Here is a 16,366-nt window from a genome sequence, read left to right on the forward strand (position 1 = left end):
CGCCATTGTTGCGTAATTAACCGGCGGGCGACAAGCGGTGATGGAGGCCACTCCTGGTGGCCTCCATCACTAAGGGTTACCTTATTTATCCACGGAGCGTTATGCGGAAGCAGACCGTCCGTCTTCGCGCAGGGCCCCTCCGGTGAACCAGTAAACGGCTCCCACCAGCAATCCTCCGCCCACGACGTTCCCCGGCACGGTGAACATCAGATTCCGGAAAAGATCACCGAATCCGGCTGAGCCGTCCAGGATCGCGAGGCTGAAAAGAGCCATGTTCGCTACACAGTGTTCGAATCCGACGGCAACGAATACGGCCACGGGCAGCCACAGGACGAAAATCTTGGCCGCATCGCCGCGGGCCCGGGTGAACATCCAGATGGCCAGGCAGACGAGCATGTTGCAGAGCACCGCGCGCCAGAACAGCTGCCCGCCGCCGAGCTCCATCTTCCCGTGCACCATCTCGGTCAGCATGGCCCGGGCGGAGGGCGAGGAGGTCACGCCCGAGGCGTGCACCATCGCGCCGAAGGCGAAGGCCCCCGCCAGGTTCCCCGCCAGCGAGAGCACCCAGGACACGACCAGGTCCCTGGGCCCGGTCCGCCCCGACAGGGCGCCGACCAGCATGACCATCACATTGCTGGTGAAGAGCTGGGCGCCGGCGAACATCACGATGGTCAGGGCTATCGGGAAGACCGCGCCCTCCAGCAGCTTCACGGCCGCCGAGCCCTTGGCCACGAACGGCGAGATCGCGACGAGGAGCAGTACCTCCCCGATGCCGATGTAGGCGCCCGCGAGCATCGCCGAGACGAAGTATCGCGGCGGATGAGCAAGGTCGTGGGCCTTGTGCTCGGCCTGCCCCGAGGTGGCTTCGACGTTCTGAGCGATGCTGTTCACCATTCGACGTTAGGCCCGCGCCCCTCCCCCCAACGGCCGAAAAAGTCATGAATGCGCAGGTACACGACCCTGCGGGGCCGGGACCTACGACCCCGCCCCGGCGGCCTCCTCCCGCTCCGTAGACTCAACCCCCATGAGCAACGACCCCGCCGTGGAAATCCGCGGACTGGTGAAGCGGTACGGCCCCAAAACAGCGGTGGACGGCCTGGACCTCACCGTCCGCAGGGCCTCGGTCACCGCAGTCCTTGGTCCCAACGGCGCGGGCAAGACGACCACTGTGGAAACCTGCGAGGGCTACCGCCGCCCCGACGCCGGATCCGTCCGCGTCCTCGGCCTCGACCCCGTCACCCGGGCCGAAGCCCTGCGCCCGCGCATCGGCGTGATGCTCCAGTCCGGCGGCGTCTACTCCGGCGCCCGCGCCGTCGAGATGCTCACCCACATGGCCAAGCTCTACGCCGACCCCCTGGACGTGGACGCCCTGGTGGAACGCCTCGGCCTCGGCGGCTGCGGCCGCACCGCCTACCGCCGGCTCTCCGGCGGCCAGCAGCAGCGCCTGGCCCTGGCCATGGCCGTGGTGGGCCGCCCCGAGCTGGCCTTCCTGGACGAGCCGACCGCCGGCCTCGACCCGCAGGCCCGCCGAGCGACCTGGGACCTCGTACGGGAGCTGCGCGCCGACGGGGTGTCCGTCGTACTCACCACCCACCACATGGACGAGGCCGAGCAGCTCGCCGACGAGGTGGCCATCATCGACGCCGGCAAGGTCATCGCCCACGGCAGCCCCGACCAGCTGTGCCGCGGCGGCGCCGAGAACACCCTGCGATTCACCGGCCGCCCCGCCCTCGACCTGGCCTCGCTGCTGAAGGCGCTGCCCGACGGCACCCAAGCCGCCGAGCTCACCCCCGGCGTCTACCGGGTCGCCGGCGAGGTCCACCCCCAGCTGCTCGCCACCGTCGCCTCCTGGTGCGCCCAGCACGGGGTGATGCCGGACAGCCTCACGGTGGAACGCCACACTCTCGAAGACGTCTTCCTCGAGCTCACCGGTAAGGAGCTGCGCGCATGAGCGCCGGTACGTTCACCCCGAACCCGGGGGCCGCGCCCGTGTCCCGCATGATCCTCGCGCAGACCGCGCTGGAGACGCGGATGATGCTGCGCAACGGCGAGCAGCTGCTGCTGACCGTGATCATCCCCTCGCTGCTGCTGGTGCTGTTCTCGGCCGTGGACATCGTGGACACGGGTGCCGGGAAGTCCGTGGACTTCCTCGCCCCCGGCATCCTGGCGCTGGCCGTGATGTCCACCGCGTTCACCGGCCAGGCCATCGCCACCGGCTTCGACCGCCGCTACGGGGTCCTCAAGCGGCTGGGGGCCTCCCCGCTGCCGCGCTGGGCGCTGATGGCGGCCAAGACGCTGTCCGTGCTGGTCACCGAGGTGCTCCAGATCGCGCTGCTGACCGTGATCGCCTTCGCGCTGGGCTGGTCCCCGCACGGGAACCCGCTGTCCGCCGCCCTGCTGATCCTGCTGGGCACCGCCGCCTTCTCGGGGCTCGGCCTGCTCATGGCGGGCACGCTCAGGGCGGAGGCCACCCTGGCCGCGGCCAACCTGGTCTTCCTGCTGCTGCTGGTCGGCGGCGGGGTGATCGTGCCGCTGGAGAAGTTCCCGGACGCGGTGCGGTCCGTTCTCGGGCTGCTGCCGATCTCCGCGCTCTCCGACGGGCTGCGCGAGGTGCTCCAGCACGGGGCCGCGCTGCCCTGGGGCGACGCGGCGATCCTGGCCGGCTGGGCCGTGCTCGGCCTGGGCGCCGCCGCGCGGTTCTTCCGCTGGGAGTGAATCCCTTCCCCTGAGCGTTGTGCGGGCGGGAGGATGACCACCTCCACACGACAGCGCACCACAGACGCCGGGGGGCGGGCATGGCGCAGCGGGAGGCCGTTCTGCGGCTGGACGAACAGTGGGCACGGATCAGGTCGGGCGCCGCGCAGGCGGAGCCCGCGGAGGCCGATGCCCTGCTGGCCGAGCTGATCGGCGCACTGCGCGAGCCGGCCCGCGGCGATGCCGAGTGCGCGGCCCGGCTGGGTCTGCGCCTGAGCGATCTGGCGGCCCGCCGCTTCGCCGACGGGGACCGCGGCGGAGCCCTGGCCGCCATCGAGGAGGGGCTGCGGTTCTCGCAGCAGGCCGCCGGACACTCCCCCGAGTACGCCCGCTGGTACGCCCGGGGCCTGATCAACCAGGGGGTCTGGCTGTCCTGGCCGCTCAGCGACCGGGAGCGGCTGCCCCTGCATCCCCTCGGTCCGGGAGCCGAGAGCGGGCCGAGCGCCATGGAGCGGGCCGCCGGCGAGCGGGCCCGGGACCTGACGCGCGGCGCCGTGGAGGTATGGGCGGGGCTGGACCAGGAGGACCCGGTCAATCAGCGGGGCCTGGCCCAGGCGAAGGTCTTCCTCGGGGACCGGCTCTCGGAGCTGGGCATGGCCGAGGACTCGGTGGCCTGGGCGGTGGACGCCGAGGGCTCCTTCCGCCGGCTGCTGCTCGCCGATCCCGGACCGGAGGGGTCCCAGGAGGCCGAGGAGGCCCTGGACCACATCGGGCGCCAGCTCGAACTGCGGCTGCGGTTCCTGACGTTCGCCTCCCTCGTGAATCTTCGCGCGCGGGGCCTGCTGCCCGAACGGCTGCTGCCCCAGGCCGTGGTGGCCGCCCGGATCCAGGGGGTCGACGAGCCGGAGATCGCCGCCCGGCTGCGCCTGGAGGGCGATCAGGTCCGCACGATGCTGGAGGTCACCCCCTGGGTCGCGGTGTGGCGCATCGAGGTCCGCGGCTCCGACGGACTGTGGAACGTCACGTCACATCCCTGGCGCAGCGGGGCAGAAGTAAGGAACAGGACAGCCAAGGACGTAGTGGACGAATTGGTACACCGCTTCGCGGCCTCGTCCGACTACCCGGGCGACGGGGCGCATTGGCGGATCCGCGTCTGGTGGCACGCGGAAGGCGACCCCGCAGGCGCCCGGTTCAGGCGGACGTTCGGCCCCGACGCACCAGCCGCCACCCCCTCGTGAAACTTTGCACAAGGGTCCGCGTACGATAAGGGCCGTGTTGACCCCTCTCGCATACCTCGCCCGCCGCTGGACCCCGTCACCCCGGACCGTCCAGCGGGCCGCCTTCGCAGCGGTGCTCATGAGCGTCGTCATCGTCGTCACCGGCGGCGCGGTGCGGCTGACCGGCTCCGGTCTCGGCTGCGACACCTGGCCCAAGTGCACGAGCGACAGCCTGATCGTCACCCAGGCGCAGGGCTTCCACGGCGCCATCGAGTTCGGCAACCGCATGCTGACCTACGTGCTCTGCGCGGCCGTTGGCTGGGCGATCACCGCGGCCCGCTGCGCCAAGCCGTGGCGCCGCTCGGTGACCCGGCTGGGCTGGCTCCAGTTCGCCATCGTGATGGGCAACGCGGTACTCGGCGGCATCACCGTCCTGACGGGGCTCAACCCCTACAGCGTGGCCGGGCACTTCATGCTCGCCACCTCGCTGATCACCGTGACGACGATCACCTGGCAGCGCACCCGCGAGGGCGACGGCCCCGCCCGGCCGCGCGTCCCGTCCCCCGTGCGCAAGCTGTCGTGGGCCCTGGTCGCGGCCACCGTCGTGCTGGTCGCGGCGGGCACCGTGGTCACCGGGTCCGGCCCGCACGCCGGCGACAGCAGCGAGATCAAGCGGATGCCGTTCGACTGGTCGACGACCGCCCACGTCCACGCGGTCTCCGCCTGGCTGGTGTGCGCGCTCGCCGTCGCGATGTGGCTGGTGCTGCGCGTGGTCGACGCCCCGACCGACACCCGGGCGCGCGCCCGGGACCTGCTGATCGTGCTGATCGCCCAGGGCGGCATCGGCTACGTCCAGTACTTCACCAAGGTCCCCGAGGCCCTGGTCGCCGCCCACATGTTCGGCTCCTGCCTGGTGTGGATCTCGGTGCTCCGGGTCGCACTGAGCCTGCGCGAGCGCCCGTCCGAGCAGGCCGGCATCCCGGCCCAGGGCGACGCCCGCCTGGCCACGGTCTGATCCGTCAGTTCCGTTCGTCCAGCCGGTAGACGCGGCGGGCATTGCCCGCCGCGACCATCGCCGCCACCCGTTCCGCGTCCCTCCAGGACCAGGACCCGTCGGCGACCCAGCCGCCCAGGACCCGGCCCAGCGCCTCCCGGAAGACCAGTGCGCCCACCGCGTGCAGTTCGGCCAGCTGCCGCCCGCCTCCGGCGAACATCAGCTTGCCGAAGGGGGCGGTCTCCAGGGACTCGGCCAGCACCCCGGCCGCCCGCGCCCCCGACTGTCCCAGCGCCGTTCCCAGTTCGGCGTGGACGTGCGGGAAGGCCGCCGCCAGCCGTGCGGCCTGCCGGTGGTACGGGTATCCCCCGAGCAGGACCAGCCGCGTTCCCAGGCCCGCGGTCGCCCGTACGAACTCCGTCAGCGGCCCCGGCCCACCCGCTCCCCCGCCCACGTGCAGCTGGAGCGGCAGCCCGGAAGCGACCGCGCTCCACAGCAGGTGCCGCAGGAGTACGGGGTCGCGTACGGCGCCGCCCCTGGCCCGTCCGGCCAGCCACCGCCCGGCGGCCCCGCGCACCTCGCCCGGATCCGGCGGCTCGGCCGAGCGCGCGAGGGCTGCCGGGTAGCCGGCCTCGGGTCCGCAGGTGAAGGCCACGGCCACCGCCGCGGCGTGGTGGACGGCCTCGGCGAGGTTGACGAGGAAGGCTCCGGCGGTCCCGGAGGTGTCGGCGGCCTGCTCGGCCAGCAGTTCCAGCCGGACCAGTTCGAAGGTCTCGGCATCGCCGGCCAGGGCCAGTTCCTTGGGCCCGGTGAGGTCCCCGGGCACCCCGGTGTCGACCAGCCGGGCGCCGACCCCGGAGCCGCGCAGCAGTCTGCGTGCCGACTCGGCGGCGCCCAGTTCGCGCCGCCGGGCGAGGTAGCGGGCCGGGGTGCAGTGCGGCTCCAGCCCGAGCAGCGGCGGGCGCCAGCGGCGCAGGGCGAAGCCGGTCTGGGTGTCGAAGAAGGTGGTGCCGGCGGCGGGCGGGCCGGCCGAGTGGATCAGCTGGGCCTCGAAGGTGGCGAGGCCCAGCTCCGTGCGGAGCACTCCCTGGCAGTACTGGTCCACCAGGGGCGGCGTTTCGATCATCCGGGCATCCCGTTGCGGACGTGAGGAAGGGGCTTCCACACGTCCTAACGGGTGAGCGGGGTGTGAGGTGTTGCTCGGGCTGTTGACCGAGAGGGTGACGCGGCCAAAGTCGGCCACGACCGCGCTCTTCAAGCCAATGTTCCGCGCGGAACCGGCCATTCCCTACAAACCGTCAGGTTTTGACCCGCACCCCCGGCGATCGCTGCCCGCCTAGGCCACCGGGTTCGGCGTTCCGCCCAGCTGCATGCCCGCCATGCGGGTCCACTCGTACGGACCGGTCTTCACGCGCGCGGCGAACTCGCCGTCGAACTCCTCGTGAAGGGTCAGCCCGGCCTTCTCGGCCGCGAGCTTCGCGGTGTCGTACGCCGGGGCCACCAGGTCGCCCCAGCCGCCGTCCGTGCCGACGAGGACGATCCGGGTGCCCGCCTGGCCGATGTGCGCGAGCTGGCCCTCGGCGCCGCCGTGCTGCTTGGCGAACGCGCCGATCTGCTTGGCCAGCTTCGCGGCCCTGCGGTCCTGCCTCTTGTCCGCCGTGTTCGCGGTCTCCTCGGTGTCTGCCATGGAAGGCATGCTACCGGTGGGTAGTAAACAGAGGAAGCATAAATGGAGGAAGTGCAACCGGAGGAAGCATCAGCGGAGGAAGGGATCCACGGCGACGGCGACGAAGAGCAGCGACACGTAGGTGATCGACCAGTGGAACAGCCGCATCTCCTTGAGCTTCGCGCCCGCCAGCCCCGCCTTGGCCCGCGCGTTGAGCGCGTGCGCCTCCCACAGCCACCAGCCGCCCGCCAGCAGCGCCACCGAGGTGTAGAACCATCCGGTGTAGCCGAGCGGGGTCAGCAGCAGCGAGACCGCCACCATCACCCAGCTGTAGAGGACGATCTGCTTGGCCACGGCCTTGTTGCCCGCCACGACCGGCAGCATCGGCACGCCGACCCGCGCGTAGTCGTCCTTCACCTTCATCGACAGCGGCCAGTAGTGCGGCGGCGTCCAGAAGAAGATGACGAGGAAGAGGATGACCGCGGCCCAGGAGACCTCGTTCTTGACCGCCGACCATCCGATGAGAACCGGCATGCAACCGGCGATCCCGCCCCAGACGATGTTCTGGGAGGTGCGCCGCTTCAGCAGCATCGTGTAGACGACGACGTAGAAGAGGAGCGCGCCGAGGGAGAGCGCGGCCGACAGCCAGTTGATCAGCAGGCCGAAGAAGAGCGTGGAGACCACGCCGAGGCCGATGCCGAAGGCCAGGCATTCGCGGGGGCTGACCATGCCGGTCACCAGCGGGCGGCCGGCGGTCCGGTCCATCAACGCGTCGATGTCGCGGTCGATGTACATGTTGAGCGCGTTGGCGCCGCCCGCGGACAGGTAGCCGCCGAAGCAGGTCGCGAGAACCAGCCACAGCGAAGGAACGCCCTGCTCGGCGAGGAACATCACCGGCACGGTCGTGATGAGCAGAAGCTCGATGATCCGCGGCTTGGTCAGCGCCACGAAAGCCATGACCCGGGCCCCGAACGGCCGGTGACCGGGGCTCGTCCCGAGCACCCCCGCTGGACGGGATTCGACGGCCGTCACGCACACCCCTGACAGAGAATCCAGCAAGCATCCGACTCGGTCCCCTCGAAGATGAAGGTCCGGTAAAGGCTTGCGCGTACCAAGCCACTCTAGACGTTGCTCTTACCTCGCCCTGCGCGGGGGTCACCTCGTGTTGGTCCGATCGGCGCTCAGACGCAATGAACGGACAGTGGGTACTCGAATAGCTGCACGCCGTGGCGGGGGTAGGCTCGGAATCGAGCCGGTGCGCCGTTCGTCACCGGGACTTAGACATGTGGAGAGGAGCCCTGACCAACGGTGAGCACCAAGCCGACGACTACAGAGCTCGACTGGACCGATCTGGACCAGCGTGCTGTCGACACCGCCCGGATCCTGGCCGCGGACGCGGTCCAGAAGGTCGGTAACGGCCACCCCGGTACGGCGATGAGCCTGGCCCCCGTCGCATACACCCTCTTCCAGAAGGTGATGCGACACGACCCGGCGGACCCGGAGTGGGTCGGTCGCGACCGTTTCGTGCTCTCCGCGGGGCACTCGTCCCTGACTCTCTACACCCAGCTGTACCTGGCCGGTTTCGGCCTCGAGCTGGATGACCTGAAGGCCTTCCGCACCTGGGGTTCCAAGACCCCAGGCCACCCGGAGTACGGCCACACCGCGGGCGTGGAGACCACCACGGGCCCGCTCGGCCAGGGCATCGCCAACGCGGTGGGCATGGCCATGGCCGCCCGCTACGAGCGCGGCCTGTTCGACCCCGAGGCCCCCCAGGGCGCCTCCCCGTTCGACCACATGATCTACGCGATCGCGGGCGACGGCTGCCTCCAGGAGGGCATCTCCCACGAGGCGTCCGCGCTCGCCGGCCACCAGAAGCTCGGCAACCTGGTGCTCCTGTGGGACGACAACCACATCTCCATCGAGGGTGACACGGAGACGGCCGTCTCCGAGGACACCATCGCGCGCTACGAGGCGTACGGCTGGCACGTCCAGCGCGTGGCCCAGCAGCCCAACGGCGACCTCGACCCGAAGGCCCTGTTCGAGGCCCTGCAGGCCGCCAAGGCCGAGACGGAGCGCCCCTCCTTCATCGCGGCCCGCTCGATCATCGCCTGGCCGGCCCCGCACGCCCAGGGCACCGAGGCCTCGCACGGCTCGGCCCTCGGCAACGACGAGGTCGCCGCCACCAAGCGTGTGCTCGGCTTCGACCCGGAGCAGACCTTCGAGGTCTCCGACGCGGTCATCGAGCACACCCGCAAGGCGCTGGACCGCGGCCGCGAGGCCAAGGCCGCCTGGGAGAAGGAGTTCTCCGCCTGGCGCACCGCCAACCCGGAGCGCGCCGCCGAGTTCGACCGCATCAACGCCAACGAGCTGCCCGCCGGCTGGGAGGACAAGCTCCCCGTCTTCGAGACCGGCAAGGGCGTCGCCACCCGCGCGGCCTCCGGCAAGGTCCTCGAAGCGCTCGGCGCGGTCATCCCGGAGCTGTGGGGCGGCTCGGCCGACCTGGCCGGCTCCAACAACACCACCATCGACAAGAACTCCTCGTTCCTGCCGGTGGGCAACCCGCTGCCGGAGGCCGACCCGTACGGCCGCACCATCCACTTCGGCATCCGCGAGCACGCCATGGCCGCGGCCATGAACGGCATCGCGCTGCACGGCCACACCCGCATCTACGGCGGCACCTTCCTGGTGTTCTCCGACTACATGCGCAACGCCGTACGCCTGTCCGCGCTGATGCACGTGCCGGTCACCTACGTGTGGACGCACGACTCCATCGGCCTCGGCGAGGACGGCCCGACCCACCAGCCGGTCGAGCACGTCGCCTCGCTGCGCGCCATCCCGGGCCTGAACGTGGTCCGTCCGGCCGACGCGAACGAGACCGCCATCGCCTGGCGCGAGATCCTCAAGCGTCACACCAAGGTGTTCGGCAAGGGCGCCCCGCACGGTCTGGCGCTGACCCGCCAGGGCGTGCCGACGTACGACCGCAACGAGGACGCCGCCAAGGGCGGGTACGTGCTCTTCGAGGCTGAGGGCGGCCCCGCCCAGGTCGTGCTCATCGGCACCGGCTCCGAGGTCCAGCTCGCCGTCGCCGCCCGCGAGGCGCTGCAGGCCGAGGGCGTCCCGGCCCGCGTGGTCTCGATGCCCTCCGTCGAGTGGTTCGAGGAGCAGACCCAGGAGTACAAGGACAGCGTCCTGCCGCCCTCGGTCAAGGCGCGTGTCGCCGTCGAGGCCGGCATCGGCCTGACCTGGCACCGCTACGTCGGCGACGCCGGCCGGATCGTCTCGCTGGAGCACTTCGGTGCCTCGGCCGACGGTGCCGTGCTGTACCGCGAGTTCGGCCTGACCGCCGAGGCCGTGACCGCCGCCGCCCGCGAGTCGCTCGCCGCCGCCGCGCGCTGACGACCGTACCCAGACCAGTAGGAGATGCAATTCCCATGACAGACGCACTGAAGCGCCTTTCCGACGAGGGCGTGGCGATCTGGCTGGACGACCTGTCCCGCAAGCGGATCACGTCCGGAAACCTGGCCGAGCTCATCGACCAGCAGCACGTGGTCGGTGTCACCACCAACCCGGCGATCTTCCAGAAGGCGATCAGCGGCGGCGAGGGGTACGGGCAGCAGCTCGCCGACCTGGCCGCCCGCAAGGTCACCGTCGAAGAGGCGATCCGCATGATCACCACGGCGGACGTCCGCGACGCCGCCGACATCCTGCGCCCGGTCTACGACTCGACCGAGGGCCAGGACGGCCGGGTCTCGATCGAGGTCGACCCCCGGCTGGCCCACAACACCGTGGCGACCGTCGCCGAGGCCAAGCAGCTCGCCTGGCTGGTGGACCGCCCGAACACGCTGATCAAGATCCCGGCGACCAAGGCCGGCCTGCCGGCGATCACCGAGGTCATCGGCAAGGGCATCAGCGTCAACGTCACGCTGATCTTCTCGCTGGAGCGCTACCGCGAGGTCATGGACGCGTACGTGGCGGGCCTGGAGAAGGCGAAGGCCGCGGGCCTGGACCTCTCCAAGATCCACTCCGTCGCCTCCTTCTTCGTGTCCCGCGTGGACTCCGAGATCGACAAGCGCCTGGACGCCATCGGCACCGACGAGGCCAAGGCCCTCAAGGGCAAGGCGGCGCTCGCCAACGCCCGTCTGGCCTACGAGGCCTTCGAAGAGGTCTTCTCCACCGAGCGCTGGGCCGCCCTGGACAAGGCGCACGCCAACAAGCAGCGTCCGCTGTGGGCCTCGACCGGCGTCAAGGACCCGGCATACAAGGACACCCTGTACGTGGTGGACCTGGTCGCCCCCGGCACGGTCAACACCATGCCGGAAGGCACCCTGGAAGCCACCGCCGACCACGGCGTGGTGTCCGGTGACACCATCCGCGGCACCTACGACCAGTCGCGCGAAGAGCTCGAAGCGGTCGCGAAGCTGGGCATTTCGTACGACGATGTGGTGCAGCTGCTCGAAGACGAGGGCGTCGAGAAGTTCGCGGTGTCCTGGAACGACCTGCTGAAGTCCACCGAGGCGGAGCTCGAGCGCCTCGCCCCCACGGAGGCCTGAACACTTTGTCTGTAAACGGAGCGAACCCGCTTCGTGACGCACAGGACCGGCGGCTCCCGCGCATCGCGGGGCCGTCCGGCCTGGTCATTTTCGGCGTTACGGGTGACCTGTCACGCAAGAAGCTGATGCCTGCCGTCTACGACCTCGCCAACCGCGGCCTCCTTCCCCCGGGCTTCTCGCTGATCGGGTTCGCCCGTCGCGAGTGGCAGGACGAGGACTTCGCGCAAGAGGTCCACGACGCGGTCAAGCAGCACTCCCGCACGCCCTTCCGCGAGGAGGTCTGGCAGCAGCTCGTCCAGGGCTGCCGCTTCGTCCAGGGCGACTTCGACGACGACCAGGCGTTCGAGACGCTGAAGTCGACGATCGAGGAGCTGGACAAGGCGCAGGGCACCGGCGGCAACTTCGCCTTCTACCTGTCCGTCCCGCCGAAGTTCTTCCCCAAGGTCGTCGCCCAGCTCAAGAAGCACGGGCTGGCGGACCAGAAGGAGGGCTCCTGGCGGCGCGCGGTCATCGAGAAGCCCTTCGGGCACGACCTGACCAGTGCACAGGAGCTCAACCAGCTCGTGCACGACGTCTTCCCGCCCAACGAGGTCTTCCGGATCGACCACTACCTGGGCAAGGAGACCGTCCAGAACATCCTGGCGCTCCGCTTCGCCAACACGATGTTCGAGCCGATCTGGAACCGGTCGTACGTCGACCACGTGCAGATCACCATGGCCGAGGACATCGGGATCGGCGGCCGGGCCGGCTACTACGACGGCATCGGCGCGGCCCGCGACGTCATCCAGAACCACCTGCTCCAGCTCCTCGCGCTGACCGCGATGGAGGAGCCCGGCTCCTTCCATCCGAAGGCGCTGGTGGCCGAGAAGCTCAAGGTGCTGACCGCCGTGGAGCTGCCCGAGGACCTGGGCAAGCACACCGTGCGCGGCCAGTACTCGGCGGCCTGGCAGGGCGGCGAGAAGGTCGTCGGGTACCTCGAAGAGGACGGCATCGACCCCAAGTCGAAGACCGACACCTACGCGGCCATCCGCCTGGAGATCAACAACCGCCGCTGGGCGGGCGTCCCGTTCTACCTGCGGACCGGCAAGCGCCTGGGCCGCCGGGTGACCGAGATCGCGGTCGTCTTCAAGCGGGCCCCGTACCTGCCGTTCGAATCGGGCGCGACCGAGGAGCTGGGGCAGAACGCCCTGGTCATCCGGGTCCAGCCGGACGAGGGCGTCACCGTGCGGTTCGGCTCCAAGGTTCCGGGCACCTCCATGGAGGTCCGGGACGTCACCATGGACTTCGCCTACGGCGAGTCCTTCACGGAGTCGAGCCCCGAGGCCTACGAGCGCCTCATCCTCGACGTCCTGCTGGGCGACGCGAACCTCTTCCCGCGCCACCAGGAGGTCGAACTCTCCTGGAACATCCTCGACCCGATCGAGCAGTACTGGGACAAGCACGGCAAGCCCGCGCAGTACCCGGCGGGCACCTGGGGACCGGTCGAGGCGGACGAGATGCTCGCACGAGACGGACGGAGCTGGCGCCGGCCATGAAGATCGACCTCACGGAGACCAACTCCAGCAAGATCAACGCCGCGCTGGTGCAGGCGCGCCGGGACATCGGCACGCCCGCCATTGGCATGGTGCTCACGCTGGTGATCGTGACCGACGAGGAGAACGCGTACGACGCTCTCAAGTCGGCGAACGACGCGTCCCGCGAACACCCCTCGCGGATCATCGTCGTCATCAAGCGGGCCAGCCGCTCGCCCCGCAGCCGCCAGGGCGCCCGCCTCGACGCGGAGGTCCGCGTCGGGACGGACTCCGGCACCGGGGAAACGGTTGTGCTCCGCCTGCACGGCGAACTGGTCAACCATGCCCAGTCGGTGGTTCTCCCGCTGCTCCTCCCGGACGCGCCCGTCGTCGTCTGGTGGCCCGAGGGTGCTCCGCAGGACCTGGCGGGCGACCCCCTGGGTTCGCTCGCCCAGCGCCGGATCACGGACACCTATGCCACCGAGGACCCCATCAAGGCCCTCGGTACGCGGGCGGTCGCGTACGCCCCCGGGGACACGGACCTGTCCTGGACCCGGATCACCCCGTGGCGTTCCATGCTGGCGGCCGCACTGGACCAGCAGACCCACTCGGTGGCCTCCGCGACCGTCGAGGGCGAGGACGACAACCCGAGCTGCGAGCTGCTGGCCATGTGGCTCGCGGACCGGCTCCAGGTCCCCGTCAAGCGCACCTCCTCGGCGGGCCCCGGGCTCACCGCGGTCCGTCTGGAGACCAAGGGCGGCGAGATCGTCCTGGACCGGGCGGACGGCGCGCTGGCCACGCTCTGCATGCCGGGACAGCCCGACCGTGCGGTGGCGCTCAAGCGCCGCGACACGGCCGAGCTGCTGGCGGAGGAGCTGCGCCGACTGGACCCGGACAACACGTACGAGGCCTCGCTGAAGTTCGGCGTGGCGAAGCTGGCCCCGTCCCACCCGGCGACGGCCAAGGCGGAGGCCAAGGAGCCGGCTCCGGCCGAGGCCGAGGCCGAGGCTCCGGCCGCCAAGCCGGCTCCGGCCAAGCCGGCCAAGAAGGCCGCGGCCAAGTAACCCGACCGCTGCGCGGGGCCGTTCCCCCACCCGGGGGAACGGCCCCGCGCAGCGGCATTTGCACCCGAGCCCCGAACTACTGACAAGGCGGCAGCACATGGGTATGACGACTCCCCAGGTCGTCGTCCACCGGGACAAGGAGCTGATGGCCCAGGCCGCGGCGGCCCGGCTGATCACGAAGATCGTGGACGCGCAAGCGGCCCGCGGCAGCGCGTCGGTGGTCCTCACCGGCGGCCGCAACGGCAACGGCCTGCTGGCCGCGCTGGCCGCGGCCCCGGCCCGGGACGCGATCGACTGGGCCCGGCTGGACCTGTGGTGGGGGGACGAGCGGTACGTGCCCGCCGACGACCCCGAGCGCAACCACGTCCAGGCCCGCGAGGCCCTGCTGGACGCCGTCCCGGTGGACCCCGCGCGGGTCCACGCCATGCCCGCCTCCGACGGCCCGTACGGGGCCGACGTGGACGCGGCGGCCGCCTCCTACGCGGCGGAGCTGCGCAAGGCCTCCGGCCCCGAGGACCACGGGCCGGTCCCCCGCTTCGACGTCCTGATGCTGGGCGTCGGCCCGGACACCCACGTGGCCTCGCTGTTCCCGGAGCACCCGGCCTCGCGGGAGACCGAGCGCACGGTGGTGGGCGTCCACGGGGCCCCGAAGCCGCCGCCCACCCGGATCTCGCTGACCCTCCCGGCGATCCGGGCCGCCCGCGAGGTGTGGCTCCTGGCCGCGGGCGAGGACAAGGCGGGTGCGGTGGCGATCGCGCTGGGCGGGGCCGGCGAGGTCCAGGCCCCGGCCGCGGCCGCGTACGGCCGCTCCCGGACCCTGTGGCTCCTGGACCGTGCGGCAGCCGCGAAGCTGCCGTCGGGCCTGTACCCCCCGGCCTCCGCCTGACCCCTGCCCGACCCCGTACGACGCGCAAGGGCCCGCCCTCCCCACGGAGAGCGGGCCCTTCCTCGTGCGCCCCGGGTCAGCGGCCCCGCAGCGAGCGGTACGTCGCCACCAGCGCGCGCGTCGACGCGTCCAGGCCGGGCACCTCCGCGCCCTCGACGAGCGCCGGCTCGACGCGCTTGGCCAGGACCTTGCCCAGCTCCACGCCCCACTGGTCGAAGGAGTCGATGTTCCACACCGCTCCCTGGACGAACACCTTGTGCTCGTACAGGGCGATCAGCTGGCCCAGCACCGCCGGAGTCAGCTCGGCCGCCAGGATCGTCGTCGTCGGGTGGTTGCCCGCGAAGGTCTTGTGCGGGACCAGCGGCTCCGCGACGCCTTCCGCCCGTACCTCGTCCGCCGTCTTGCCGAAGGCCAGCGCCTGCGTCTGCGCGAAGAAGTTCGCCATCAGCAGGTCGTGCTGGGCCGCCAGCGAGGGGCTCAGCTCCTCCAGCGGCCGGGCGAAGCCGATGAAGTCCGCGGGGATCACCCGGGTGCCCTGGTGGATCAACTGGTAGTACGCGTGCTGGCCGTTGGTGCCGGGCGTGCCCCACACCACCGGTCCGGTCTGCCATTCCACCGGATTGCCGTCGCGGTCCACGGACTTGCCGTTGGACTCCATGTCCAGCTGCTGCAGGTACGCGGTGAAGCGGGACAGGTAGTGGCTGTAGGGCAGCACCGCGTGCGACTGCGCGTCGAAGAACGCCCCGTACCAGACCCCCAGCAGGCCCATCAGCAGCGGCGCGTTCTCCTCCGGCGGCGCCGTGCGGAAGTGCTCGTCCATCTCCCGGAAGCCGCCGAGCAGTTCGCGGAAGGCGTCCGGACCGATCGCGACCATCAGCGAGAGGCCGATCGCCGAGTCGAAGGAGTAGCGCCCGCCGACCCAGTCCCAGAACTCGAACATGTTGGCCGGGTCGATGCCGAAGCCGGTCACCTTCTCGGCGTTGGTCGACAGCGCCACGAAGTGCCGCGCCACGGCCGCCCGGTCACCGCCGACGCCCGCGAGCAGCCACTCGCGCGCGGAGGTCGCGTTGGTGATGGTCTCGATGGTCGTGAAGGTCTTCGAGGCGATGATGAAGAGCGTCTGCTCCGGGTCCAGGTCCCGCACGGCCTCGTGCAGGTCCGCGCCGTCCACGTTGGACACGAAGCGCAGGGTCAGGCCCCGGTCGGAGAAGGCGCGCAGCGCCTCGTACGCCATCGCCGGACCCAGGTCGGAACCGCCGATGCCGATGTTGACGACGTTCTTGATGCGCTTGCCGGTGAAGCCCTTCCACTCGCCCGACCGGACCTGGTCGGCGAAGGCCGCCATCTTGTCGAGGACGGCGTGCACGCCGGGTACGACGTCCTCCCCGTCCACCTCGACGACCGCGTCCCTCGGGGCGCGCAGCGCGGTGTGCAGGACCGCCCGGTCCTCGGTCGTGTTGATCTTCTCGCCACGGAACATGGCCTCGCGGAGTTCCGCCACGCCCGTGGCCCCGGCCAGTTCGCGCAGCAGTGCCAGCGTCTCGTCGGTGACCAGGTGCTTCGAATAGTCGATGTGCAGGTCCCCGGCCCGCAGGGTGTATCCGGCGCCCCGGCCCGGATCCGCCTCGAACAGCTCCCGCAGATGTGTCTGTCCCAACTCGTCGCGGTGCTTCGTGAGCGCGAGCCACTCCGGCATCCGGTTGAGCTTCGTACGACTGTCTGCGTTCATCTCGGACATCACCACTTCTTCCGTCCTGTCGTGCCCCGCCGTTCTCCAACCTAAG

General features: G+C 70.9%; 14 protein-coding genes. 9 read left to right on the forward strand and 5 right to left on the reverse strand.

Features of this window, described 5'->3' with window-relative positions; genetic code table 11:
- Positions 1-99 precede the first annotated feature (99 nt).
- Positions 100-891 carry a formate/nitrite transporter family protein gene (locus AC3IYJ_RS10275; RefSeq protein WP_489400998.1) on the reverse strand — a complete coding sequence of 264 codons (792 nt, stop codon included), beginning with the start codon at positions 889-891 and terminating at the stop codon, positions 100-102.
- Positions 892-1,024: 133 nt separating this feature from the next.
- On the opposite strand from AC3IYJ_RS10275, the gene AC3IYJ_RS10280 reads away from it, so the two are divergent.
- The 4 genes from AC3IYJ_RS10280 to AC3IYJ_RS10295 all read left to right on the forward strand — a co-directional run bounded on the left by AC3IYJ_RS10280 (position 1,025) and on the right by AC3IYJ_RS10295 (position 4,926).
- Positions 1,025-1,951, forward strand: coding sequence for an ABC transporter ATP-binding protein (locus tag AC3IYJ_RS10280; protein WP_489400999.1), 927 nt, complete (start codon positions 1,025-1,027; stop codon positions 1,949-1,951).
- The gene (locus AC3IYJ_RS10285; protein WP_489401000.1) at positions 1,948-2,715 is read left to right on the forward strand and encodes an ABC transporter permease; all 768 of its coding nucleotides are present in this window, start codon (positions 1,948-1,950) and stop codon (positions 2,713-2,715) included. Before AC3IYJ_RS10280 ends, AC3IYJ_RS10285 begins: the two co-directional genes overlap by 4 nt.
- Before the next feature lie 80 nt (positions 2,716-2,795).
- Positions 2,796-3,932, forward strand: coding sequence for a hypothetical protein (locus tag AC3IYJ_RS10290; RefSeq protein ID WP_489401001.1), 1,137 nt, complete (start codon positions 2,796-2,798; stop codon positions 3,930-3,932).
- Positions 3,933-3,936: 4 nt separating this feature from the next.
- Positions 3,937-4,926: a COX15/CtaA family protein gene (locus AC3IYJ_RS10295; protein WP_489401002.1), complete on the forward strand. Its 990-nt coding sequence runs from the start codon at positions 3,937-3,939 to the stop codon at positions 4,924-4,926.
- Between the two features lie 4 nt (positions 4,927-4,930).
- Here AC3IYJ_RS10295 and AC3IYJ_RS10300 read toward each other — a convergent pair whose 3' ends face one another.
- The 3 genes from AC3IYJ_RS10300 to AC3IYJ_RS10310 all read right to left on the reverse strand — a co-directional run bounded on the left by AC3IYJ_RS10300 (position 4,931) and on the right by AC3IYJ_RS10310 (position 7,609).
- On the reverse strand, positions 4,931-6,031 hold the full coding sequence (locus tag AC3IYJ_RS10300; protein ID WP_489401003.1) for an amidohydrolase family protein: 1,101 nt from the start codon (positions 6,029-6,031) through the stop codon (positions 4,931-4,933).
- A gap of 210 nt (positions 6,032-6,241) precedes the next feature.
- Complete coding sequence (locus tag AC3IYJ_RS10305) at positions 6,242-6,592, reverse strand: hypothetical protein (RefSeq protein WP_489401004.1); 351 nt, start codon at positions 6,590-6,592, stop codon at positions 6,242-6,244.
- Positions 6,593-6,661: 69 nt separating this feature from the next.
- A complete protein-coding gene (locus AC3IYJ_RS10310) occupies positions 6,662-7,609 on the reverse strand; it encodes a heme o synthase (protein ID WP_489401005.1) in 948 nt (315 codons plus the stop codon).
- Positions 7,610-7,879: 270 nt separating this feature from the next.
- Between AC3IYJ_RS10310 and tkt the strand changes: the two genes are divergently transcribed.
- The 5 genes from tkt to pgl all read left to right on the forward strand — a co-directional run bounded on the left by tkt (position 7,880) and on the right by pgl (position 14,582).
- Complete coding sequence (gene tkt / locus AC3IYJ_RS10315) at positions 7,880-9,967, forward strand: transketolase (protein ID WP_489401006.1); 2,088 nt, start codon at positions 7,880-7,882, stop codon at positions 9,965-9,967.
- A 35-nt stretch (positions 9,968-10,002) separates the two neighbouring features.
- The gene (gene tal / locus AC3IYJ_RS10320; protein WP_489401007.1) at positions 10,003-11,121 is read left to right on the forward strand and encodes a transaldolase; all 1,119 of its coding nucleotides are present in this window, start codon (positions 10,003-10,005) and stop codon (positions 11,119-11,121) included.
- A 5-nt stretch (positions 11,122-11,126) separates the two neighbouring features.
- Positions 11,127-12,656: a glucose-6-phosphate dehydrogenase gene (zwf, locus tag AC3IYJ_RS10325; RefSeq protein ID WP_330295787.1), complete on the forward strand. Its 1,530-nt coding sequence runs from the start codon at positions 11,127-11,129 to the stop codon at positions 12,654-12,656.
- Positions 12,653-13,696, forward strand: coding sequence for a glucose-6-phosphate dehydrogenase assembly protein OpcA (opcA, locus tag AC3IYJ_RS10330; protein WP_489401008.1), 1,044 nt, complete (start codon positions 12,653-12,655; stop codon positions 13,694-13,696). The genes zwf and opcA overlap by 4 nt, the downstream gene beginning before the upstream one ends.
- 103 nt (positions 13,697-13,799) lie before the next feature.
- Positions 13,800-14,582 carry a 6-phosphogluconolactonase gene (pgl, locus tag AC3IYJ_RS10335; protein ID WP_489401009.1) on the forward strand — a complete coding sequence of 261 codons (783 nt, stop codon included), beginning with the start codon at positions 13,800-13,802 and terminating at the stop codon, positions 14,580-14,582.
- Between the two features lie 76 nt (positions 14,583-14,658).
- Here pgl and pgi read toward each other — a convergent pair whose 3' ends face one another.
- The gene (gene pgi / locus AC3IYJ_RS10340; RefSeq protein ID WP_489402767.1) at positions 14,659-16,311 is read right to left on the reverse strand and encodes a glucose-6-phosphate isomerase; all 1,653 of its coding nucleotides are present in this window, start codon (positions 16,309-16,311) and stop codon (positions 14,659-14,661) included.
- Positions 16,312-16,366 lie beyond the last annotated feature (55 nt).

It is taken from the genome of Streptomyces sp. GL_140, from assembly GCF_057834465.1.

Bases quoted from the DNA above. Each gene is read 5' to 3' on its own strand.
- AC3IYJ_RS10290 (WP_489401001.1), top strand. From the start codon at position 2,796: ATGGCGCAGCGGGAGGCCGTTCTGCGGCTGGACGAACAGTGGGCACGG.
- AC3IYJ_RS10300 (WP_489401003.1), bottom strand. From the start codon at position 6,031: ATGATCGAAACGCCGCCCCTGGTGGACCAGTACTGCCAGGGAGTGCTC.
- AC3IYJ_RS10305 (WP_489401004.1), bottom strand. From the start codon at position 6,592: ATGGCAGACACCGAGGAGACCGCGAACACGGCGGACAAGAGGCAGGAC.
- pgl (WP_489401009.1), top strand. From the start codon at position 13,800: ATGACGACTCCCCAGGTCGTCGTCCACCGGGACAAGGAGCTGATGGCC.
- AC3IYJ_RS10285 (WP_489401000.1), top strand. From the start codon at position 1,948: ATGAGCGCCGGTACGTTCACCCCGAACCCGGGGGCCGCGCCCGTGTCC.
- AC3IYJ_RS10280 (WP_489400999.1), top strand. From the start codon at position 1,025: ATGAGCAACGACCCCGCCGTGGAAATCCGCGGACTGGTGAAGCGGTAC.
- pgi (WP_489402767.1), bottom strand. From the start codon at position 16,311: ATGAACGCAGACAGTCGTACGAAGCTCAACCGGATGCCGGAGTGGCTC.
- opcA (WP_489401008.1), top strand. From the start codon at position 12,653: ATGAAGATCGACCTCACGGAGACCAACTCCAGCAAGATCAACGCCGCG.
- tal (WP_489401007.1), top strand. From the start codon at position 10,003: ATGACAGACGCACTGAAGCGCCTTTCCGACGAGGGCGTGGCGATCTGG.